19 protein-coding genes are annotated in these 21,967 nt (G+C 62.8%); 11 read left to right on the top strand and 8 right to left on the bottom strand.

From position 1 onward, the window contains the following. Positions 1 to 71: 71 nt before the first annotated feature. Positions 72 to 437: a 50S ribosomal protein L20 gene (rplT, locus tag BLW50_RS20720; protein ID WP_090706075.1), complete on the bottom strand. Its 366-nt coding sequence runs from the start codon at positions 435 to 437 to the stop codon at positions 72 to 74. 49 nt (positions 438 to 486) lie between these two features. Next, entirely contained in the window at positions 487 to 687 is a 201-nt protein-coding gene (rpmI, locus tag BLW50_RS20715) for a 50S ribosomal protein L35 (RefSeq protein ID WP_090706073.1), read from the bottom strand. A gap of 322 nt (positions 688 to 1,009) precedes the next feature. On the opposite strand from rpmI, the gene BLW50_RS20710 reads away from it, so the two are divergent. Then, the gene (locus BLW50_RS20710) at positions 1,010 to 1,975 is read left to right on the top strand and encodes a class 1 fructose-bisphosphatase (protein ID WP_090706071.1); all 966 of its coding nucleotides are present in this window, start codon (positions 1,010 to 1,012) and stop codon (positions 1,973 to 1,975) included. Between the two features lie 41 nt (positions 1,976 to 2,016). Here the strand turns inward: BLW50_RS20710 and BLW50_RS20705 are convergent, their stop codons facing one another. The 4 genes from BLW50_RS20705 to BLW50_RS20690 all read right to left on the bottom strand — a co-directional run bounded on the left by BLW50_RS20705 (position 2,017) and on the right by BLW50_RS20690 (position 6,990). Then, positions 2,017 to 3,186 carry an MFS transporter gene (locus BLW50_RS20705; protein ID WP_090706069.1) on the bottom strand — a complete coding sequence of 390 codons (1,170 nt, stop codon included), beginning with the start codon at positions 3,184 to 3,186 and terminating at the stop codon, positions 2,017 to 2,019. A 114-nt stretch (positions 3,187 to 3,300) separates the two neighbouring features. Continuing rightward, positions 3,301 to 4,770, bottom strand: a complete 1,470-nt coding sequence (locus BLW50_RS20700) for an MFS transporter (RefSeq protein ID WP_090706067.1) — start codon at positions 4,768 to 4,770, stop codon at positions 3,301 to 3,303. Positions 4,771 to 5,089: 319 nt separating this feature from the next. Next, complete coding sequence (infC, locus tag BLW50_RS20695) at positions 5,090 to 5,617, bottom strand: translation initiation factor IF-3 (RefSeq protein ID WP_090706064.1); 528 nt, start codon at positions 5,615 to 5,617, stop codon at positions 5,090 to 5,092. Positions 5,618 to 5,763: 146 nt separating this feature from the next. Continuing rightward, complete coding sequence (locus BLW50_RS20690; protein WP_090706062.1) at positions 5,764 to 6,990, bottom strand: glycosyltransferase family 4 protein; 1,227 nt, start codon at positions 6,988 to 6,990, stop codon at positions 5,764 to 5,766. Positions 6,991 to 7,078: 88 nt separating this feature from the next. Between BLW50_RS20690 and BLW50_RS20685 the strand changes: the two genes are divergently transcribed. Beyond that, positions 7,079 to 7,882, top strand: coding sequence for an alpha/beta hydrolase (locus tag BLW50_RS20685; RefSeq protein WP_090706060.1), 804 nt, complete (start codon positions 7,079 to 7,081; stop codon positions 7,880 to 7,882). Here BLW50_RS20685 and BLW50_RS20680 read toward each other — a convergent pair. Next, positions 7,879 to 9,072 carry a multidrug effflux MFS transporter gene (locus BLW50_RS20680; RefSeq protein ID WP_170850275.1) on the bottom strand — a complete coding sequence of 398 codons (1,194 nt, stop codon included), beginning with the start codon at positions 9,070 to 9,072 and terminating at the stop codon, positions 7,879 to 7,881. The two genes, BLW50_RS20685 and BLW50_RS20680, sit on opposite strands and share 4 nt — an antisense overlap. 282 nt (positions 9,073 to 9,354) lie before the next feature. Here BLW50_RS20680 and rimP point away from each other — a divergent pair, with 282 nt between their 5' ends. From rimP to pnp, 9 genes are all read left to right on the top strand, one after another. Next, positions 9,355 to 10,098 (top strand): ribosome maturation factor RimP, encoded by a 744-nt coding sequence (gene rimP, locus BLW50_RS20675; protein ID WP_090706055.1) that lies wholly within the window; start codon positions 9,355 to 9,357, stop codon positions 10,096 to 10,098. Between the two features lie 58 nt (positions 10,099 to 10,156). Further along, complete coding sequence (gene nusA / locus BLW50_RS20670) at positions 10,157 to 11,758, top strand: transcription termination factor NusA (RefSeq protein ID WP_090706052.1); 1,602 nt, start codon at positions 10,157 to 10,159, stop codon at positions 11,756 to 11,758. A gap of 24 nt (positions 11,759 to 11,782) precedes the next feature. Further along, positions 11,783 to 12,481, top strand: coding sequence for an RNA-binding protein (locus BLW50_RS20665; RefSeq protein ID WP_244544329.1), 699 nt, complete (start codon positions 11,783 to 11,785; stop codon positions 12,479 to 12,481). A 32-nt stretch (positions 12,482 to 12,513) separates the two neighbouring features. After that, positions 12,514 to 15,201 (top strand): translation initiation factor IF-2, encoded by a 2,688-nt coding sequence (gene infB, locus BLW50_RS20660; RefSeq protein ID WP_090709459.1) that lies wholly within the window; start codon positions 12,514 to 12,516, stop codon positions 15,199 to 15,201. Between the two features lie 91 nt (positions 15,202 to 15,292). Beyond that, the gene (rbfA, locus tag BLW50_RS20655; protein WP_090709457.1) at positions 15,293 to 15,778 is read left to right on the top strand and encodes a 30S ribosome-binding factor RbfA; all 486 of its coding nucleotides are present in this window, start codon (positions 15,293 to 15,295) and stop codon (positions 15,776 to 15,778) included. Position 15,779: 1 nt separating this feature from the next. Next, positions 15,780 to 16,685, top strand: coding sequence for a tRNA pseudouridine(55) synthase TruB (gene truB / locus BLW50_RS20650; RefSeq protein WP_090709455.1), 906 nt, complete (start codon positions 15,780 to 15,782; stop codon positions 16,683 to 16,685). A gap of 79 nt (positions 16,686 to 16,764) precedes the next feature. Continuing rightward, entirely contained in the window at positions 16,765 to 17,046 is a 282-nt protein-coding gene (locus BLW50_RS20645; protein WP_090706049.1) for an SH3 domain-containing protein, read from the top strand. 204 nt (positions 17,047 to 17,250) lie between these two features. Then, the gene (gene rpsO, locus BLW50_RS20640) at positions 17,251 to 17,520 is read left to right on the top strand and encodes a 30S ribosomal protein S15 (protein ID WP_090706046.1); all 270 of its coding nucleotides are present in this window, start codon (positions 17,251 to 17,253) and stop codon (positions 17,518 to 17,520) included. Between the two features lie 197 nt (positions 17,521 to 17,717). Then, the gene (pnp, locus tag BLW50_RS20635) at positions 17,718 to 19,883 is read left to right on the top strand and encodes a polyribonucleotide nucleotidyltransferase (RefSeq protein WP_090706044.1); all 2,166 of its coding nucleotides are present in this window, start codon (positions 17,718 to 17,720) and stop codon (positions 19,881 to 19,883) included. Positions 19,884 to 20,086: 203 nt separating this feature from the next. On the opposite strand, the gene BLW50_RS20630 is transcribed toward pnp, so the two are convergent. Next, positions 20,087 to 21,928, bottom strand: a complete 1,842-nt coding sequence (locus BLW50_RS20630; RefSeq protein WP_090706042.1) for a hypothetical protein — start codon at positions 21,926 to 21,928, stop codon at positions 20,087 to 20,089. Positions 21,929 to 21,967: the final 39 nt, after the last annotated feature.

Genomic DNA, 21,967 nt, shown 5'->3' with positions numbered 1-21,967 from the left:
GGGGTTAACCGCGCGGGCGAAGGGGCCTCGAAAAGACGGAGGGACGGCGCATATGCGCGCCGTCCGTCAGATCACGCCGCTGCGGGCAGGTCCGCCTTGACCTTCTCGACGATGGCCTTGAAGGCCGCCGGTTCGTGAATGGCCATTTCGGACAGCACCTTGCGGTCGATCTCGATGCCCGCCTTCGCGAGGCCGGCAATAAATCGGCTGTAGGTCAGGCCGAGTTCGCGCACGGCGGCGTTCAGACGCTGGATCCACAGGGCCCGGAAAGTGCGCTTCTTATTCTTACGGTCGCGATAGGCATACTGCATCGACTTGTCGACGGCAGCCTTAGCGGCGCGGATGGTGTTCTTACGGCGGCCACGAAAGCCTTTTGCCGCGTCGAGGACTTTCTTATGCTTCGCATGGGCGGTAACGCCGCGTTTAACGCGAGCCATGGCAGATCTCCTTAAAACTTAAGCTTGAACAGGGCGGTAAGGCGAAACGTCAGCCGTTGGGCAGGAAGTACTTTTTGACGTTGTCGCCGTCGGTCTTGAACATGACCGCGGTGCCGCGCAGGTTCCGGATCTGCTTATTGGTGCGCTTGATCATACCGTGGCGCTTGCCACTCTGGGCGTAAACCACCTTGCCGGAGCCGGTGATTTTGAAGCGCTTTTTGGCGCCCGATTTCGTCTTCAACTTGGGCATTTTGCTCTCCTGCGGGACGATAACGTCCCAATTTCAATTACTTGCCTCGACGCAGCCGGAAATTCCGGCCGGTTTCGGCTATTCGCATCGGAAGTGAGCGAAAAGAACCGCCACGGCAGCCCTTACTGGCCGGGCGGTTCAGAGCCGGGCTTATAAGGGGAAAGCGGGAGGAAAAGCAAGGGGGAGAGCCCGCGGGGAAGGCGATATGGGGCCGATCGGTCGGTAGAGCACTCGACGGCTCAAGCGCAGTTGGGTACGAGCGTGGGGCTATTGATTGTACCCCCTCCCGTCGCCCAGTGGTCTTGAGCCCAGAAGGAACGCCGTGAACACGCTCAACGATTTCCTCGACGGTCATCCGTCGGCGCCCGAACTCAAATCCGTCATCGCCGCCGTGGCCGCGACCTGCGTTGAGATCAGCCGTGTTGTCTCGGCCGGCGCGATCGCCGGTAATCTGGGCTCCGCCGGCCATATCAATGTGCAGGCCGAAGAGCAGAAGCAACTCGATGTCATCACCAATGACATGCTCAGCGACAAGCTGCGGGCCTGCGCCGCGGTCGCGGGCTTCGCCTCCGAGGAATTGGAGACGATCGAAGCCACGGGCCGCCAGGGTGGTTTTCTGGTGACCTTCGATCCGCTCGATGGCTCCAGCAATATCGACGTCAATGTCAGCGTCGGCACGATTTTTTCGGTGCTGCCCGCGCCCGCCGGTCGCGTGCCGGCCGAGGCGGATTTCCTGTTGCCGGGCCGCAACCAGGTGGCGGCGGGCTATGCGATCTACGGGCCGCAGACGATGCTCGTCCTTACCCTCAAGGATGGCGTCTTTGGTTTTACGTTGAGCGCCGGCGGCGCGTGGCTTCTCACCCACGAGCGCCTGAGCATCCCCAAGGACACCAAGGAATTCGCCATCAACATGTCGAACCAGCGCCATTGGGCCGAGCCGATCCAGCGCTATGTCGATGGCTGCCTCAAGGGCAAGACGGGCGATCGCGGCAAGGACTTCAATATGAGGTGGATCGCCTCGATGGTGGCCGATGTGCATCGCATCCTGATGCGCGGCGGCATCTTCATGTATCCGTGGGACAAGCGCGAGCCGGAGCGGCCGGGCAAGCTGCGTCTGATGTACGAGGGCAATCCGATGGCGCTTCTGGTCGAACAGGCCGGCGGTGCAGCCACCGACGCACGCATCGCCATTCTCGATACCAAGCCCGAGGCGCTGCACCAGCGCGTCGCGGTGGTGCTGGGTTCGGCCAACGAAGTCGAATTGGTGCGCAACCTGTCGAACGGGTGAACCGCAGGCGTGATTCCGTCGGGCTGTGAAACGCTGTCCCCTCAGTGGGCCAGCGCGCCGCTTCCCAATGCACGCACCCGGCGCAGCAGCACCGAAATGATCGGCCCGATCAGGAATAGGATGGCGGCATAGGCCATGAGAATGCCGGATGCTCCCATCAGCTGCATGCCGGCGCCGAAAATCAGCGGTCCCATCGCCTGGCCGGTAAAGAAGAAGCAGGAATGCAAGGCGAAGGCCGACGTGCGCGCCGTGTCGGTCAGTTCCGACACCTCGGCGTGGATGGAATTGTGCACCATCATGTAGCCAAAGCCCGACAAAGCGAAGAAAAACGCCAGCCACGGCAAGGGCGCGGCCAGTGCCAACGCCAACAGCCCCATCATCGCCAGCGCGCCGCCTGAAATCATCAGCCCATAGCGCGACATCACCCGCAACAACCGCCGCACCACCAAGGTGAAGACGAGCGAGCCGAGGCCGCAGGCGGTGATCAGAAAGCCTGCTTCCGCCGGGCCGCCCATGCCGCGCGATTGCAGCACCGGTGCGATGAACGGGAACATGCCAAACAGTGCGAGGCCTTCGAACATCACGGCGATGAAACAGATCCAGGCGCGCCGCTTGGTGATGATCTGGCGATAGCTGTCGAAGGCATCCGACAGGCGGATGTGCCGCGTCGCCACAACGGTTTCCTTGAGCTGCATCGCGACGAGAATCGCGGCGGTGAGCGAGATCGCCGTGGCGACGCCGAAAATGGCGCGCCAGTTCAGCCACACTGCCATCAGGCCGGCGCCGCTGGCCGCGAGGATCAAGCCGGAGAGCGAGCCGGTGACATTGCGCGCGATTGCCGCTTGGCGCTGCGACGGCGCCACCTTGTCGGCGACGATGGCGAGCGCGATCGGCATCAGGCCGCCGCCGGCAATACCGCCGATGAAGCGGCCGACGAGCAGCAGTTCGAACGTCGGCGCCACGGCGACGATGATCAGGCTTAACGTCTGCACCCACAGGCAGATCTTGAGAATGCGGATCTTGCCGTAGTGATCGCCGGCGGGACCGAGAATCGGCTGGCCGATGGAATAGGGCAACGCGAACATGGTGACGGCCACCGCCGCCGTGGCGATGGTGATGCCGAACTCCTGCGCCAGGGACGAGACCAAGGGATCCATCGCGCGCGTGGCGACGGCACTGGTGAAGGCACAGAATGGCAGCAGGAAATTCATCGGATCAATCCAGTTAGCGCGGAGCTGCCGCGCGCTTGTGTCCGCTCATAGACCAGTTGGCGGATGGCGCTTTGACGCAGATCACATTTAGAAATCACATTTGGCCAGCCACTTTCAGCCGACCCGCGCGTCGTTGGAGGTCAGCAGGGGTCGCTCCTCCATCAGCAGCAGACCGAGGAAAGCGATGACCAGGCTGCCGGCGGTGACCCAGAATAGGGTACGGAAGGCCGCGGTGGCGCCGTCGCGGTTGGCCTCAAGCGTGGCCGCGGCGCCGGTCAGCGTGTCCGTGCCCACCGCATGCAGCACGATGGCGCCAAGTGCCGCCACCAGCACGGCGGCGAACAGGCTGCGCGCGAAACTCATCACCGATACGGCGGTGCCGAGCTGATGCATCATCACCGCATTCTGCAAAGCGACGCTGGACACCGGCGCGACCGGACCAAAGCCGAGGCCCGCGAGCGCCAGCACCAGTTCGAATTCCAGCATCGAAATCGTATCGACCCGCACGGCGAGCCAGGCGATGCTGAGAATGCAGATGAACAGCGTCACCAGCGGATAGAGTTTGTAATGCTCCATCCGCGCCGCCACTTGCGCGCCAACGAGCGCGCTCGCATTCACCGTCACCATCAGCACCATCAGATTGAGGCCCGATTCAGAAGGTGTCTTGCCGAGCACGGTTTGCAGATAAAGCGGCAGATAGATGTTCAGGCCGATCATCGCCGCCCAACCGAAGGAGTTGGCGACGATCGCGCAGCGCACGATCGGATTGCGGAGGATGCCAAGCGGGATCAGCGGTTCCGCCGTGCGCAAGAGGCGCCGGAGGAACAGAACCCACAGCAGCACAGAGACAAGGCTGAATGTGACGATCTCGATCGACAGCCATGGCCAGGTCTTGCCACCCGTATTCATCACCAGCATCAAGGTCGAGCTGGCGGCAACGATGAGGACGGCGGCGGCGATGTCGAGGCGATGGTATTTCTCGTAGCGCGGCAGCTTGCGCAGCAACTTGCTCGTTATCAGGAAGGCGCCGATGCCCATCGGCACCGAGATCCAAAAGATCAGCGACCAGTGCAGATGTTCGGCGAACAGGCCGCCGATCACCGGACCGATGCCGGCGGCTGTCGTGTAGATGATCGAGAAATAGGTGTAGTACTTCGCCCGTTGTTTCGGCGGCGCGATATCGCCGAGAACGGTCATCGCCTGCGCCACCAGGCCGGCGCCGCCGATGCCTTGCAGGCCGCGCGCCAGAATGAGGCTGGTGATATTGGGCGCCAAAGCCGAGGCGATTGCGCCAACAACGAAAATGCCGATGCCGACCATCATGGTCATGCGGCGTCCGCGCGTGTCGCTGATCTTGCCGTAGAGCGGCGTCGCCGCCGTTGAGGTCAGGAGATATGCGGTCACCACCCAGGACAATTGGCCGGTGGCGTCAAACTCGCGGCCGATGGTCGGCAGCGCGGTTGCCACAAGCGACTGATCGAGGGAGGCCATGAACACCGGCAACAGCACGCCGGCCACGATCCATAAGGTTTCGCGGTGCGTCAGTTGCGATGCGGCTGGCGCGGGTGTCGTGAGCGTTTCCACGTGACTCTGTTCTGCCTAAGGCCCCGTCATAGGACGATTGGCCGAGGGAGCGAAAGAGTCCATGGAGTGATGTGTGCCGTAGCATAGCGTTTTGCAGTTCGGCGGAATCGCCGAACGCAACAAAGACGCGTCAAAATGGAAGATCGAAGGCAAAATCGCGCTTCGGAGAAGCACGATTTGCTTCGGACGCACGGCAGCCATGTCGGAAAGTGGTGTCGAAAAGAATGATGTCGGAGAATGCGATCCCGCCAGGGGGCCGAGCGGGACACGCGCCCCTCAGCCCGTTGGCGGATGCAAATGCGCCGCTATGCGCGCGCCGTTATTTCGGCGACAGGATCATCACCATCTGACGACCTTCCATCGAGGGCTCGACTTCGCATTTGGCGATGGCGAGATTTTCGTGGCGTACGCGCTCGAGCAGGCGATAACCGAGTTCCTGATGCGCCATTTCACGGCCGCGAAAACGCAGGGTGACCTTCACCTTGTCGCCTTCGTCGAAGAACCGCTTCACGGCTTTCATTTTGGTTTCGTAGTCGTGTTCGTCGATGCCGGGCCGAAGCTTGATTTCCTTGACCTCGACCACCTTCTGGCGCTTGCGCGCTTCAGCGGCTTTCTTCTGTTCCGTGAAACGGAACTTGCCGAAATCGAGAATCTTACAGACCGGCGGTTCAGCGTTCGGAACGATTTCGACGAGGTCGAGACCAGCCTCTTCGGCAAGCTGCATCGCTTCGGCTATCGGGGTTTTGCCCCGATTCTGACCTTCGGCATCGATAAGCTGAACTTCGTTGACACGGATTTCCCGATTAGTCCGGGGGCCTTCTTTCTGGGGACCCACGGGGGCTTTCATTGGACGGCGAATGGCAAAACTCCTTTTGTGAATAAGCCGGACCCGGGCGTCGCTAAGACGGCTTCCACCTGCTTGGGCAGGACCCGGACCCGATCATAGAATCGGGTCTGTCGGGCTGGAAGTCAACCTTGGCGGGGCGCGCGGCCTTAGAAACCGTGTCTTTGCGGAAGAATGATGTGTTCATACAACGCCAGGGTCTGCTTGCACATGTGGTCGAGCGAGAAATGTTTCTCGACATGCTGGCGGGCCCGGGTGGCGAGCGCGTCCCGCTCGATGGCGCCCAGCGACAGCGTTTCGGCAATGGCATCGGCCAGCGCCTGCGGGTCGCCCGGCGGAATACGCCAGCCGGTGCGCTCCTGCGCCGGACTGTCGGGTGGCCCCAGCACGGTTTCCGGCACGGCGCCGAGTTCGGTGACGATCACCGGGGCGCCCATGGCCTGGGCTTCCACGGCGGCGCGGCCGAAGGCCTCCGGCTCGGTCGAGGGGACGGCCACCGCCGAGGCGGCCATGAAGGCGGCGGGCATGTCGTCGCAATGTCCCACAAGCTTGACCGCGTCAGTAAGTTCGGCCGCCGCGATCCGGCTTTCCAGGTCCTTGACGAAGGAATTACGTCCCTGGGGGTCGCCCGCCAGGATGAATTTGACGCCGCTCAGCCCCTGCCGGCGCAGGATCGAAGCCGCGTCGACCAGCACGGTCTGGCCTTTCCAGCCGGTCAGCCGCGCCGCCAGCAGCACGATGCGCTCGTCCGGCTCGACGCCCCATTGCTGGCGCAACCGCCGCACCCGGCCCGGATCTACAGCTGTCGGCGTAAAGGCGCGGAAATCCGTGCCGCGATGGATGACGGTGACATGGTCTGCGGCGAACGGATGCAGCTCGAGAATGCGCCGCTTGGTGAACTCGGAATTGGCGATCACATAGTCGGCCCGCGCCATCACCGAATTATAGCGGATTTTGATGTTCGACGTGCCGGCATAGGCGCCGTGATAGGTGGTGACGAAGGGGGTGCGCATGGCCCGGGTCGCGCCCAGGGCCACCCAGGCGGGGGCGCGCGAGCGGGCGTGGACGATATCGACGCGTTCGCGCGAGATCAGCGCCGCCAGCCGCCGGATATTGAAGATCATCGACAGCGGGTTCTTGGTTTTCGCCGGAAACGGGATCCAGATGCCACCGCACGCCTGCAATTCGCTGACGAGCCGGCCGCTTTGGCTGGCGACCAGCGCACGGGCGCCAGCCTCGTTAAGCGCCTTGGCGATATCGATCGTCGTGCGCTCGGCGCCGCCGGCGTTGAGATCTGGAATGATCTGCAGAACCGTGCGGCCGGCAAGCGCCGGAAAGTGGCCGGTTTCGATCAGATCATGCGGGCCGTATGGCATCGCTTTCCTATTCGTGTACAAGGCTGGCGAACCGACCCGTCTGGCCGCCACCCCGTCCTGTTTTGGGCCGCCGGACCTGCCATTGGCAATGAATGTGACAGATCTGATTGAGACCCATCCACAATTTGTAACTGTAGGAACTGCGCCGGATACACGTCGTCTGGCCTTCCGGCAACGGGCAGGAAGCAAGCCAAGCCGCGGACCTGGGGTCGTTTGGCTCGGCGGCTTCAAGTCCGACATGCTTTCCACCAAGGCCGAGCGCATCGACGCCTGGGCTGCTCGCAATGGTCGTGCCTTCCTGCGTTTCGACTATTCCGGCCATGGCGAATCGGAGGGGCGGTTCGAGGACGGAACCATCGGCCAATGGCTGGAGGACAGCCTCGCCATGATCCGCCAATTGACTGAAGGGCCGCAGATTCTCGTCGGTTCCTCTATGGGCGGCTGGATTTCCCTGCTGGCGGCCAAGGCTTTCGCGGAAAGCGGCGAAACCAACCGTCTCGCTGGCCTGGTGCTGATCGCCCCGGCTGTCGATTTCACCGAAGCGCTGATGTGGTGCAACATGCCGGAAGCGGCGCGCCGCGACATTGAAGAAAAGGGCGTCTGGCTGCGCCAGTCCGAATATGCGCCCGATCCCTATCCGGTGACGCGTGCCCTCATCGAGGACGGCCGCCGCCATCTCCTGTTCGGCCAGGCCATTCGCAGCCACTGCCCCGTCCATATCCTGCAAGGCATGCAGGATCCGGACGTGCCCTGGAGCCATGCGATGCAACTCGTCGAACATCTCGCCGGCGATCCCGTCGCCGTCACCTTGATCAAGGACGGCGATCACCGCCTGTCGCGCGAAGAAGACATCGCGCGTCTGCTCGCGGCCATTGAGGGCATTGCATCTTAGCGGCGCCGGCGGATGCGCGCCGACGCGACAAACAGGATTGCCGCGCTCGTGCCAAGCAGCACTGTCACGGCGACGAGCGGCACGGCGCTTGATCCCAGCAGCGTGCTGACGCCGAGGCCGACGCAGGCCGAGAACATCATCTGCAGAAAGCCCTGCAAAGATGTCGCCGCACCGGCGCGTTCGGGAAAGGGCGATAGCGCGGCGGCGATGGAATGCGGCACGACGAAACCGACGCCGGCGAAATAGATCATCTCCGGAATCAGCAACGCGATCGGCTCACGGGGAAACAGAAACAGGCCGAGCGCCTGCAAAATGCCACCGACGAGAAAACAGGCGACGCCGATCGCGATCGTGCCATCGAGGCCGCGCCGCATGACGAGCCGCGAACCGATCCAGGCACCGCCGACGAAGGCCATCGAACAGATCGAAAAGAAAACGCCAAACTGCAGCGGCGTCAGCCCGTAGATCGTTTGCAGAATGAAAGGCGAAGCGGTGATGAAGGCGAACAAGCCTGTGTGTCCCAGGCAGTTCAGCGCGCCATAGACACGCCAACGCGGGTTGGCGAAAACGACGCGGAAGCTGCGAAAGATCTCGCCCAGCGACAGCGGCGCTTTATCGGTGCGGCGCAGGGTTTCTGGCAGAAACAGAATGGCGATTGTGATGAGCACGACGACGATTGCGAACATGGCAACGAAACTGGCGCGCCAGCCGAACCAGATGGCGAGAATGCCGCCGATCAGCGGCGCGACGATCGGTGCCACGCCCATGATCGAGCTCATTACCGACATCTGCTGCCCAGCGCGCGGCCCCTCGTAGAGATCGCGCACGATGGCGCGCACGACGATGATCGGGCCGGCGCCACCGGCGCCTTGCAGGATGCGCGCGAGGATCAGCATTTCGATCGACGTCGCCATCATGCTGGCGAAGGTGGCGATGAGAAAAATCGCGAAGCCTGCAATGAGCAGAGGTCTGCGTCCGAGCTTGTCGGACAGCGGGCCATAGAAAATCTGGCTCACCGCATAGCCCATCAGATAGCCCGACAGCGTCCACTGGACCTTCGTCGTCGAAGCGCCGAACTCTTGCGCCAGTTGCGGCAGCGACGGCACATAGATGTCGGTGGCGATCGGACCCATCGCGGTCATCAGCGCGAGGACAAAGGTCAGCGCGAACGTGTTTGGTTTCAGCGGCAAAGGGAGGAACTTTTCTCGGGGAAAGCCAGGCAGGCAGGGCCGAGCTTTAGAGGCGCGGGCGTGACAAGTCGATGGGACAAGCTGGAGGACCATGCCGATGGCCATGCTTGTGCGGCATCGCTGCCGCGCGGGAACGTCGGGCCAGCTTTTTCTTGATCGACGCACCGTTTGGGAGTAAAAGCCTCCCACAACTACTCATCTGGACCGTCATTTTGAGGGTCATTATTGAGAGTGGGCCCTCCGGGACCCGCTCTTTTTTAATGCCTGACCGGAGCCCATATATTGACCGAGACGTCCGGCGGACCCGAAGGGCAGCCTGCCCGACCGGCGCCTGAAACCACAGACCTCGCGGAACCGCGCCTCATCCAAGAGACGGGGGTTGCCGCCCGTGTCGCAAACTTGGCTGGCCCCGTGCTGGCTGATCTCGGCTATCGTGTGGTTCGGGTGAAGATATCGACTAATCAAGAGGTTACGCTGCAGATTATGGCTGAGCGGGCCGACGGGACGATGAACGTCGATGATTGCGAGAAGGCCAGCATGGCCCTGTCGCCGGTGCTCGACCTCGAAGAGCCGCTGACCCAGGCCTACCGCCTGGAAATGTCGTCGCCGGGGATCGACCGGCCGCTGGTGCGCCTGTCCGATTTCGTTCGTGGCATCGGTCACGAAGCGCGGATGGAAACCGGTAGCCTGCATTTCGGCCGCAAGCGCTTTCGCGGTTGGATCGAAGGGGTTGATGGGGCTGGCCGCGACGCGACGATCCGGCTGCGCCGCATCGATGCCAAGGCGGAAGAAGAGGCGGACGTGGTTCTGCCGGTGTCGGACATCGAGGAAGCCCGCCTCGTCCTCACCGATGCATTGATCCGCGAGGCGCTGCGGGCCGGCAAGATCGCTGCGTCCGATCCGGATGAGAATGAAGAAGCGGCTGAGGCGCCGCGCCGTGGACCGGGCCGGTTCGCGCAGAAAAAGGTTCAAAAACAAGCGGCTGCCAAGCCGAACCCGTTTCGGGGTTCGGGCAATCGCAAGTGAAGTAACAGACTGAAGTAATCCCCCGGCTCGGACCGAGCCGATATCGAGGAGCAGACCTATGGCCGTTAGCGCCAACCGACTTGAACTGCTGCAGATCGTCGACGCGGTCGCACGGGAAAAGATGATTCCCCGCGAAATCGTGCTGAGCTCGCTTGAGGATGCCCTGCAGAAATCCGCGCGTTCGCGCTATGGCCAGGAAACCGAGATCCGGGCTGAGATCAATCCGAAGACCGGCGAGACGCGCTATTCGCGCCTCATGCTGGTGGTCGACAAGGTCGAGAACGACGCCAAGGAAATTCTCCTCGTCGACGCGCACAAGAAGAACCCGGCCGCGCAGGTTGGTGACTGGATCGCTGAAACGCTGCCGCCGTTCGAATTCGGCCGCATTCCCGCGCAGGCCGCCAAGCAGGTCATCGTGCAGAAGGTGCGCGAAGCCGAGCGCGATCGCCAGTACCAAGAATATAAGGACCGCATCGGCGATATCATCAACGGCGTCGTCAAGCGTGTCGAATACGGCAATGTGATCGTCGATCTCGGCCGCAGCGAAGCAATCATCCGTCGCGACGAGCTGGTGCCGCGTGAAATGTTCCGCCCGGGCGATCGCGTCCGCGCTTATGTCTACGACGTGCGGCGCGAACAGCGCGGCCCGCAGATTTTCCTGTCGCGCACCCATCCGCAGTTCATGGCGAAACTGTTCGCCCAGGAAGTGCCGGAGATTTACGACGGCATCATCGAGGTGAAGTCGGTGGCCCGTGACCCGGGCTCGCGCGCCAAGATCGCCGTCACCTCGCGCGATTCCTCGATCGATCCGGTCGGCGCTTGCGTCGGTATGCGCGGTTCGCGCGTCCAGGCGGTCGTCAACGAATTGCAGGGCGAAAAGATCGACATCATCCCCTGGTCGGCCGATGCGGCGACGTTCATCGTCAACGCCTTGCAGCCGGCGGAAGTGGTGAAGGTGGTTCTCGACGAAGATTCATCGCGCATCGAAGTGGTTGTGCCAGACGAACAACTGTCGCTCGCCATTGGTCGTCGCGGCCAGAACGTGCGGCTTGCCTCGCAGCTCACAGGCTGGGATATCGACATCCTGACCGAGGCCGAAGAATCCGAGCGCCGTCAGAAGGAATTTGTTGAGCGCACCAATGCCTTCATGAATGCGCTCGACGTCGACGAAGTCGTTGGCCAGCTGTTGGCCTCGGAAGGCTTCCGTTCGGTTGAGGAACTGGCTTTTGTCGAGATCGCCGAACTGGCCTCGATCGAAGGCTTCGACGAAGAAACGGCGCAGGAAATCCAAAACCGCGCCCGTGAACATCTGGCCCAAATAGAAGCCGCCAATGATGCGCGGCGTAAGGAGCTCGGCGTGGCCGATGAAATGCGTGAAATCGACGGACTGACATCCGCTATGTTGGTTCGGCTCGGTGAGAATGACGTCAAGACAATCGAAGACCTGGCTGGTTGCGCTACCGATGATCTCGTCGGTTGGAGCGAGCGCAAGGATGGCGAGACGACCAAGCATGCGGGCTATTTCGATGGTCTCGAAATGACGCGTGAAGAGGCCGAGGCCCTGATTATGAATGCGCGCGTCAAGGCGGGCTGGATCGAAGCGCCGGTGCAAGAGGCGGCTGATGAGCCGTCGACCGACGATTCGGCACAGGCCAGCTGATCGGCCTCAGGCGGAGTGCGCGTCGTGACGGCCCGGCCGAACGACATGGATGAGGAGGCGGGTCCCGAACGGACTTGCGTCGTCACCCGTGCGCGCCTGTCGCCCGAAGCGATGATCCGCTTCGTCGCCGGCCCGGCTGGCGAGGTGGTTCCTGATATTCGTCGCCGGCTCCCTGGCCGGGGCGTCTGGGTTTCCGCGGATGCCGCCATCGTTCGCCAGGGGATCCGGGGCGGGGCTTTCGCCCGCGGGCTGAAAGCCGCGGTCAAGGCGCCGGAAACCCTGGCCGAGGACGTGGATGTCCTGCTGGAGCGGGATGCTCTGCAAAGCTTGGGCATGGCCAATAAGGCCGGTCTGGTGGTGTTGGGGGCCGCTAAAGTCGAAGCGCAGATCGCGCGCCGCGACGTTGTCGGCCTGCTCCAGGCCCGTGATGGCGGGTCGGACGGGGGTAGAAAAATGGCGCAGGCCCTGCGGCGATCCATGGGCGGCGCGGCAGAAACGGTTCCGATTGTCGATTTATTTCAGTCGTCGCAATTGGATTTGGCATTGGGTCGGACAAATGTGATACATGCTGCGCTCCGGCAGGGCGCCGCTAGTTTGGCATTCCTTGGTCGGTGCGGGCGATTGGCCCGCTATCGTGGCGATCTCTCCGGCGTTCACGACGCGGGTCAGATCAAAAATGACACCGCGCACGGCGACTCATCTTTCGGTGGACGGGACGACTGAATTTCGGGCATGGCCCCGGGGATATGAAACGTATGAGTGAAACGAAAGATTCTGGCGATAAGACCCTGCACGTTGCATCGAAGACGCTGACCCTCAAGCGTCCGGTGGAACAGGGCACTGTGCGGCAAAGCTTTTCGCACGGGCGCACTAAGCAGGTCGTCGTCGAAAAGGTGAAGACTCGTGTTGTCGGCCCGCCGGCTGCTAAGCCTAGCGTTCGGGCCGAGGCACCTGTCGCGCCGCCCGCCAAGCCTGTCACGCCGCCTCCGGCTGCACCCACGGCGACGCCGTCGGGTCGCGCCACGCGTCCGCACTCGGGCCGCCATGAACATGGTGGCGACAACCGGGCGCCGAGTGGTGTCGTGCTGCGCACGCTGACCGATCGAGAGATCGAGATTCGTGAGCGCGCGCTCACCGATGCACGCGGCCGCGAGGAAGAAGAGCGTCGCATCGCCGAGATCGAGGCCAAGGCGCGCGCCGAGCGCGAAGCGGCTGAAAAGGCTGAGCGGGATGCTGCCGAAGCGCGCAAGCGCGAGGAAGACGCACGCCGCCTGCAGGAAACCGAATCCAAGCGCCGCGCCGAGGACGAGGCCAAGCGCCGTCTCGGCACGGACGGCCAGCCTGGCGGCCCCCCGGCCCCGGCGCCATCAACGCTCAACCGTCGCCCGCCGGCTTCGGCCCCGGCCGATGCCACGGCGGCCATGGCTGCGGCGCCCGCCACGCCCCGGCCCGCGCTCGCCAACGAAGAAGAAGCCAAGCGGATCATTCGCCGCCCGGGCGTGCCCGTCAAAGTGGTGTTGCCCGTTCGCCCGACCCGTGGCGCCGAGCAGAAGAATCGCGGCCGCCTGACAGTGACCAGCGCGACCGCCGAAGAAGGCGAGCGCATGCGCTCGGAAGCGTCGTTCCGGCGCCGGCAGCAGCGTTTGCAAGGCAAGGCTTTCGGCCAGCCGAAGGAAAAGCTGTTGCGCGAAGTCATTCTGCCGGAAACCATTACCATTCAAGAGCTCGCCAACCGTATGTCGGAGCGTGGCGTCGATGTGGTGCGGCTGCTGATGAAGCAGGGTCAGATGCATAAGATCACCGATGTGATCGATGCTGACACGGCGCAATTGGTGGCTGAGGAACTCGGCCATACCGTCAAGCGCGTCGCCGAATCCGACGTCGAAGAAGGTCTCTTCGATACGCCGGATGTCGACGATCATATGCTGCCGCGTCCGGCTGTCGTCACCATCATGGGTCACGTCGATCACGGCAAGACCTCCCTGCTCGACGCGATCCGGTCCGCCAACGTGGTGTCCGGCGAAGCCGGCGGCATCACCCAGCATATCGGTGCCTATCAGGTCATCGCGCCCAATGGCGTGCCAGTGACCTTCATCGATACGCCGGGCCACGCCGCGTTCACGGCCATGCGCGCCCGTGGCGCCAAGGTCACGGATATTGTCGTTCTCGTCGTTGCCGCCGATGACGGTGTCATGCCGCAGACGATCGAGGCGATCAGCCATGCGCGCGCCGCGAAGGTGCCGATCATCGTGGCGATCAACAAGATCGATAAGCCCGATGCCAAGCCTGAGCGCGTGCGTGCCGAGCTGCTGCAGTATGAAGTCCAGGTCGAAAGCATGGGCGGCGATACGCTGGAAATCGAAGTCTCGGCGCTGAAGCACCAGAACCTCGACAAGCTGCTCGAAGCCATTGCGCTGCAGGCCGAACTGCTCGACCTGAGGGCCAATCCCGATCGTCCTGCCGAAGGCACGGTCATCGAAGCCCGCCTTGATCGCGGCCGTGGTCCGGTCGCCACCGTGCTCGTGCAGCGCGGTACGATGAAGGTTGGCGACATCATCGTTGCTGGTTCGCAATCGGGCCGTGTTCGCGCGCTGCTCGACGACAAGGGCAAGAATGTGCCGACCGCCGGGCCGTCGTTCCCGGTGGAAGTGCTCGGCTTTGCCGGCGCGCCGGACGCGGGTGACCGTGTGGCCGTCGTCGAATCGGAAGCGCGTGCGCGTGAAGTCACCGATTATCGCGAACGTCTCAAGCGCGATAAGGCGGCGGCGCGTGGCGCCGGTGCCGGACGCTCGCTCGTCGAGATGATGAGCCAGCTGAAGTCGGCGGGCCTGAAGGAATTCCCGCTTGTCATCAAGGGCGACGTGCAGGGTTCGGTCGAAGCCATCATCGCGGCGCTCGACAAGCTCGGCACCGACGAAGTGGCGGCGCGGATCGTTCATGCCGGCGTCGGCGGTATCACCGAATCGGACGTCACCCTGGCGGAAGCCAGCGGCGCCGTGCTGATCGGCTTCAACGTCCGTGCGCATAAGGAAGCGCGCGACGCGTCGGAGCGGCTCGGCATCGAAATCCGCTACTACAACATCATCTACAACCTGGTTGATGACGTGAAGAGCGCAATGTCGGGCTTGCTATCGCCGACACTGCGCGAAGAAATGCTGGGCAATGCGCAGATCCTGGAAGTGTTCAACATTTCCAAGGTCGGCAAAGTGGCCGGCTGTCGCGTTACCGACGGGCGGGTCGAGCGTGGCGCGAGCGTGCGCCTGATCCGCGACAATGTTGTCGTCCACGAAGGCAAGCTGTCGACTCTGAAGCGCTTCAAGGACGAAGTGAAGGAAGTCCTCGCGGGCCAGGAATGCGGTATGGCCTTCGAGAATTATCAAGACATGCGCCAGGGCGATGTCATTGAGTGCTATCGCGTGGAGGAAGTGAAGCGCTCTCTGTGAGCGCTTCGTTCCAAAGGAACGCACCAAGAAAATTCGCTAGTTGACTGAATTTGTGTGCGCGGGGAGAAATTCCCGCGCGTTGGAGAATGTCATGTCCCGAGTCCATCAAAAGGGCGGAGAACCTTCCCAGCGCATGTTGCGCGTCGGTGAATTGGTTCGTCATGCCATGTCGGAACTGCTGGCGCGCGGAGCGCTTAATGATGCGGTTATCGACGCGCATGTGGTCACCGTCCCTAAGGTGAAGATGAGCCCCGATCTCAAACTGGCGACGATTTACGTCCTGTCGCTGGGCGGCAAGGATTCCGTCGAGGTCATGAAGGCGCTCGAGCACCACAAGAAGTTTCTGCGTGGCGAAGTCGCTCGCAAGATCAATCTGAAATTCGCGCCCGACGTCCGCTTCAAAGTGGACGACAGTTTCGAGAACTCATCGCGCATCGACGCGCTGCTGAATTCGCCGCAAGTGCGCCAGGATTTGCGCCAGGATACGCAGCAAGAGACGGGCGAAGATTCCGAAGATGTTGCGCCCGACGCCGATGACAGCGCTCAGGCGCCCGACGCGCCGGGGCGCGGAGAGTGAGATGAGCGCTCCGAAGTCAAAACGTGTCGAGGTCAATGGCTGGATCATCCTCGACAAGCCGATTGGTATGACGTCGACCCACGCGGTGTCGCGCCTGAAGCGCATTTTCAACGCCAAGAAGGCCGGTCATGCTGGCACGCTCGATCCGCTGGCGTCCGGCCTGCTGCCGGTCGCCTTTGGCGAAGCGACAAAAACCGTTCCTTTCGTGCAGGATGGCGAGAAGGCCTATCGCTTCACCGTCCAATGGGGCACCGAAACCGACAGCGACGATGCTGACGGCACGGCGGTCCGCCATTCCGATCTGCGCCCGAGCCGCGAGGATGTGGAAGCGCAACTGCCGCGTTTCATCGGCACGATCATGCAGACGCCGCCGGCCTATTCGGCGATCAAGATCGCTGGCGAACGCGCCTATGATCTGGCGCGCGATGGCGCCACCTTCGAGATCGCGCCGCGCGAAGTGACCATTCATGCGCTGCGCCTCGTCTCGTTGACATCGGACGAAGCCGTTTTGGAAGCCGAATGCGGCAAGGGCACTTATGTGCGCGCCATCGCCCGCGATCTCGGCCGCCTGCTCGGCTGCCTGGGCCACGTGACGGCCCTGCGCCGCACCCGCGTCGGTCCGTTCTACGAAGATGATTCCGATGCGCTGGCCGAGATCGAAGAGGCGGCTGCCGAGGCCGCCAGCTTCATGCTGTCGGTGGAAGCGGGCCTGTCGGAACTGCCCTGCGTGGTGGTCGATCGTGACAGCGCCGCCCGGCTGCGCCGTGGCCAGTCGCTCATTCTGCGCGGCCGTGATGCGCCAGCCGACGGTGTCGCTTATGCGGCCTGCGGCGGCGTCCCTGTCGCCTTCGGTGCGGTTGAGCACGGCGAGCTTGTACCAAGCCGCGTATTTAATTTGCCGTTTTAAGGCAAATCGCGAGGCGGTTTTGCCTCGCGCTGCGCAGGATCCCTCTCGCGGCGTGCTCGGACGCCTCGGGAGGTATCCCATGAGAAAGACCGCACTCTTAGTCGCTGCTGGCCTCAGCGCCGTTTTGGCCACCGAAGCCCTTGCCGCAGGTGATCGCTGCAAGGTCACCGATCCCACCGGAACGCCGCTCAATGTGCGGACCGCGCCCCAGGGCAAGGTCGTCGGCAAACTGCCCAATGGCGCGCAGGTGCAGATGACGGCGACGGACAGTGATGCCGGGGGCCGCACCTGGGCCTTCATCAGCCGGATGGACGGGCGCCCGGTCGGCTGGGTCTATCGCGAATTCGTCAGCTGCTACTGACTTGGCCGGATTTCTACCGGACTGGCGTGGCGCTGGATTTCGTGTATAAGCGCGCCAACGCGGCGGGAATGATCCTGCGGCGTTTCGCATGAGCGTGACCGCGCTGGACGACATCCCGGCCCGGCCCCGACGGCGAAATCAAAGCGGAACAAACTGATTTTATTGAGGTTGGCCGCATTTTACTCTCTTTAAGAAGGACCGCCGATGTCGATTACTGCTGAACGCAAGCAGGAGCTTGTGAAGGAATACGCCACCAAGGCCAATGACACCGGCTCGCCCGAGGTCCAGGTCGCTATCCTGACCGAGCGTATCGCCAACCTGACCGGCCACTTCAAAACCCACGTGAAGGACAACCATTCGCGTCGCGGTCTGTTGAAGCTGGTCTCCCAGCGCCGCCAGCTTCTCGATTACGTCAAGAAGCAGGACGAGCCGCGTTACAAGACGCTCATCGAGCGCCTCGGCATTCGTCGCTAACGAAGAATGCTACCCCCGCCTGAGGGCAGGCGGGGAGTTTGGGTGGTGGCATGGGGCCGTCACCCAGTCCGGGAAAGAAATAGCGCCATGGCAGGATTGCCGGAAGTTGTCGGACTTGGGACCAGACGTCTCGCTGACAGCTTCTCGCCGTCTTGCTCATGGCCTTTTGCGTTCCCGTAACCATGAAAGACTGACTCATGTTCGAAATTCATCGCGAAACCCTGGATTGGGCCGGGCGCAAGCTCGTCCTCGAAACCGGCCGCATCGCGCGCCAGGCCGATGGCGCGGTTTTCGCCACCTGGGGCGAGACCTCCGTTCTCGCCACCGTCGTTTCCGCCAAGGCCCCGAAGCCGGGCGTCGACTTCTTCCCGCTCACCGTCAACTATCAGGAAAAGGCCTTCGCGGCCGGCCGCATTCCCGGCGGCTATTTCAAGCGTGAAGGACGCCCGTCGGAGAAGGAGACCTTGGTCTCGCGCCTCATCGACCGTCCGATCCGCCCGCTGTTCCCCGAAGGCTATCGCCACGACACCCAGGTCGTCGTCACCGTGCTCTCGCACGATCTCGAAAACGATCCGGACGTGTTGGCGATGGTTGCTGCTTCGGCGGCGCTGACCATTTCCGGTATTCCGTTCATGGGCCCGATCGGCGGCGCGCGCGTCGGCTGGATCAAGGGTGAGCTGAAGCTCAACCCGACCCTCGACGAAATGAAGGAATCGGGTCTCGATCTCGTTGTCGCCGGCACGCAGGACGCCGTGCTGATGGTCGAGTCGGAAGCCCAGGAACTGTCCGAAGAGGTCATGCTCGAAGCGGTGATGGTGGGCCATCGCGGCTTCCAGCCGGTGATCGACGCGATCATCCGTCTCGCCGAAAAGGCCGCCAAGGAACCGCGCGATCTCAAGGTCGTCGACAAGAGCGAAGTCGAGAAGGCCGTCGCCGTCGTTGCCGAAGCCGAACTGCGCGAAGCTTACAAGCACACCGTCAAGCAGCAGCGCTATGCGGCTGTCGACGCCGCGAAGGCGAAGGTCAATGCCGCTCTGCTGCCGGAAGGCGGCGAGGCGAAATTCGACAAGCAGAAGGTTGGCGAAGCCTTCCACGATCTGCAGGCGAAGGTCGTACGCGGAAACATTCTCGACACCGGCGTGCGCATCGACGGCCGCGACGTGAAGACCGTGCGTCCGATCTTGGCGCAGGTCGGCGTTCTGCCGCGCACCCATGGTTCGGCGCTGTTCACCCGCGGCGAAACCCAGGCGCTGGTCGTTGCTACGCTGGGCACCGGTGAGGACGAGCAGTACATCGACTCGCTGGAAGGCACCTACAAGGAGCGCTTCCTGCTTCACTACAACTTCCCTCCCTACAGCGTCGGTGAAACCGGCCGCATGGGCTCGCCCGGCCGCCGCGAAATCGGCCACGGCAAGCTCGCCTGGCGTGCCATTCGCCCGATGCTGCCGAGCGCAGCGGAATTCCCCTACACGATCCGCGTTGTCTCGGAGATCACCGAGTCGAACGGTTCGTCGTCGATGGCCACCGTTTGCGGTGCGTCGCTGGCGCTGATGGATGCCGGCGTGCCGTTGAAGCGGCCGACCGCTGGTATCGCCATGGGTCTCATCCTTGAAGGCGAGCGCTTCGCGGTGCTCTCTGACATTCTTGGCGACGAGGATCACCTCGGCGACATGGACTTCAAGGTGGCGGGCACCGAAAACGGCGTCACCTCGCTGCAGATGGACATCAAGATCGCCGGCATCACCGAGCAGATCATGAAGGTCGCTCTCGGTCAGGCGAAGGATGGCCGTTTGCACATCCTCGGCGAGATGGCCAAGGCGCTCAACACGGCGCGTTCCGAGCTCGGCGAATTCGCGCCGCGCATCGAAACCATGAAGATCCCGACCGACAAGATCCGTGAAGTGATCGGCACCGGCGGCAAGGTGATCCGCGAGATCGTCGAGAAGACCGGCGCCAAGGTCAACATCGAGGACGACGGCACCGTGAAGATTGCCTCCTCGGATGGCAATTCGATCAAGGCGGCGATCAACTGGATCAAGTCGATCGCGTCCGATCCGGAAGTTGGCCAGATCTACGAAGGCACGGTCGTCAAGACCATGGAATTCGGAGCTTTCGTCAACTTCTTCGGTTCGAAGGACGGTCTCGTCCATATCTCGCAGCTGTCGAAGAACCGCGTGCAGAAGACCACCGATGTCGTCAAGGAAGGCGACAAGGTGAAGGTGAAACTGCTCGGCTTCGACGATCGCGGCAAGGTGCGTCTGTCCATGCGCGTTGTCGATCAGGAGACGGGCGAAGACATCGAGGCCAAGGAAGCGGCGGAACGCAAGTCCGCGGCTGCCGACGAGCCGGCTGCCGGCGAATAAGCCAGGCCATCGGCTAAAAGCCATCAGCTAAAAATTGAATCCCGGCGCAGCATCTGTGCCGGGATTTTTATTATCGAGATTTGCTGCTTGCGGGGCGGAATTTATAGCGTTTCACAGCTCGACGGAATCGTCGAGCGCCATGAAGACGCGTCTAAATAAGAGGATCTAAGCAAAATCACGTTTCTACCGAAAGGTGATTTGCTCTAGCGCACCGCCAAGATCCTGATCGGTGCCGTCTGGTCGCCGACGGGCGTGAGCCAAGTGGGGATGCCGTCGCGCAGCGCCGCCGCCAACCCGTGCGGCGCTTCCTTGATATAGCCTTTGAACTCGGGCGCCGCCGGACAGAAGACGAGCAGCTTCGCGCCGGCGCCTTCGATCAGCACACGCGCGATGTCGGGATCGGAGATCATCGCCTCGATCAACAGGTGATTGCCGTTATTGTTGCGATGGTAGGAGGCGGCGATGACGGAATGCGGCGAATGGGCCAGCACATGCGGGCCGAGATCGATCGTCGACAGTGTCAATTGCGCGGGCAGGTTGCCGAGCGCGACATAGGACGACGAGGCGTAACAGGCATCGCTGTCATCGGCCTGCTGGGGTGCGGTCGGATCGTTGGCCTGAAGCGGGCGTGCCATCGTTTCCCAGGTGAAGCTGCTGAACAGGGTCGCAAGCAGGATTGCTTTGAGCGCGATGTATCGGCCGCCAGTACGCATCAGATGTTCGCTGAGCGCGGTCACGGCCCAGGCTCCGACAATCACGACGAAGGGTAGAACCGAGGTGATGACGCGAATCTGCCAGAACGTGCCGAGGCTCCCCACAACGATCAGGGCGGCGATGGCGATCCAGGACCAGCGCTTCTCGCCGGCACTTGTGTAGATCGCGAAGCCGGCGGCGATCACGCCGCAGAACAAGGGCGCGACGTAGTGAATCCAGCCGAGCGGATTCTGCAGCAGCATCGGCAGCAGCTGGCGCGCTTCCCGCACACGCGATAGCCACAGCCGTCGAACGAGCGGATCGACCGTGGTCAACGGATCGTGCAGCAGATAGGGGAAGGCGATGACGACCGTCGCCAGACAAATCCCGCCGAAGGCAACGAGCAGGATCCATCTCAGGCGCCGCGCCTGGATTTCAATCGCGCCCGCAGCCACCGCCGCCGCGCCGCCGAGCATCAAGAGGACGACGAAGGAGAGGCCGAACGCATCGGCGACAGGGTCGAAATAGCGTGTGGGCGGCACAGTTGCGGCAAAGGCCACCGGCACCAACACCAACAATGAGAAGCCCAGCGGCCGTAGCGTGCGTTGCACAGGAGCAAGCCCGCAGGCCCAGGCGGTCGCGATGACCGCCAGCAGCGCGGCGATAAACGGCATGTTCTCGATGGAGATCGCAAAGGAAACAGCGATCTCAGCGCCAAGCCACCAGGCCGCGTGTCTATCTCCATCGAGAAGTAGCCGCACGGTCATCCATGCCATCAAAACCAGCAGCAGAATCTGCGGTCCATGATGATCGATGCGTCCCGGCACGAATTGCACATTGGTGATCGTGGCGAAGATGGCGAGGAAGAGGGTCGTAACGACGCCGATGTCGCCGGTGAGCCGGCGCGCCAGCGCCAGGAGCGTGGCGAAATAAGCAATGTGCATCAGCAGCGGGAACGCCAGCCGCGTTAAAATTTCAGCCTGATGGCGATCGGTGAACAGGGAGAAGAACAGCACCAGCGCGGCGAGCGGAATGTCGACGATCCGCGACCAGTGCGTCAGCATGCCATCGGGCGGATTCAGGCGGTGGGCGACCAGATCGTACCAGCCCTGGCCGGCCAGCAGGTCGCGCACCTGCACCATGCGCATGGCGTCGTCGGTGTCGTAAAAACGGCCGGTCTGCCAGACCTCGACGAAGGCCTGGCGAAAGAACACGAATACGATCAGCGCGGCGATCAGCGCCAGCAGCGGCGTTGCCCCGATCAGACTGAATTGCGAGGGATGCGGGCCAGGGACGACCGAGCTTGAGATTGAAGCTGAATGTGGCGCGGGCGATCCCGAAAGCGATCCCAAGGGTTGATCCGTGTGTCTGGAGCGTGCGGCCTGTCGGCG

The sequence above is a fragment of the Beijerinckia sp. 28-YEA-48 genome (assembly GCF_900104955.1).
Lineage (GTDB): Bacteria > Pseudomonadota > Alphaproteobacteria > Rhizobiales > Beijerinckiaceae > Terripilifer.
Note: the sequence above shows the minus strand (reverse complement) of the source record. Positions and strands in the feature narration are given on the sequence as shown.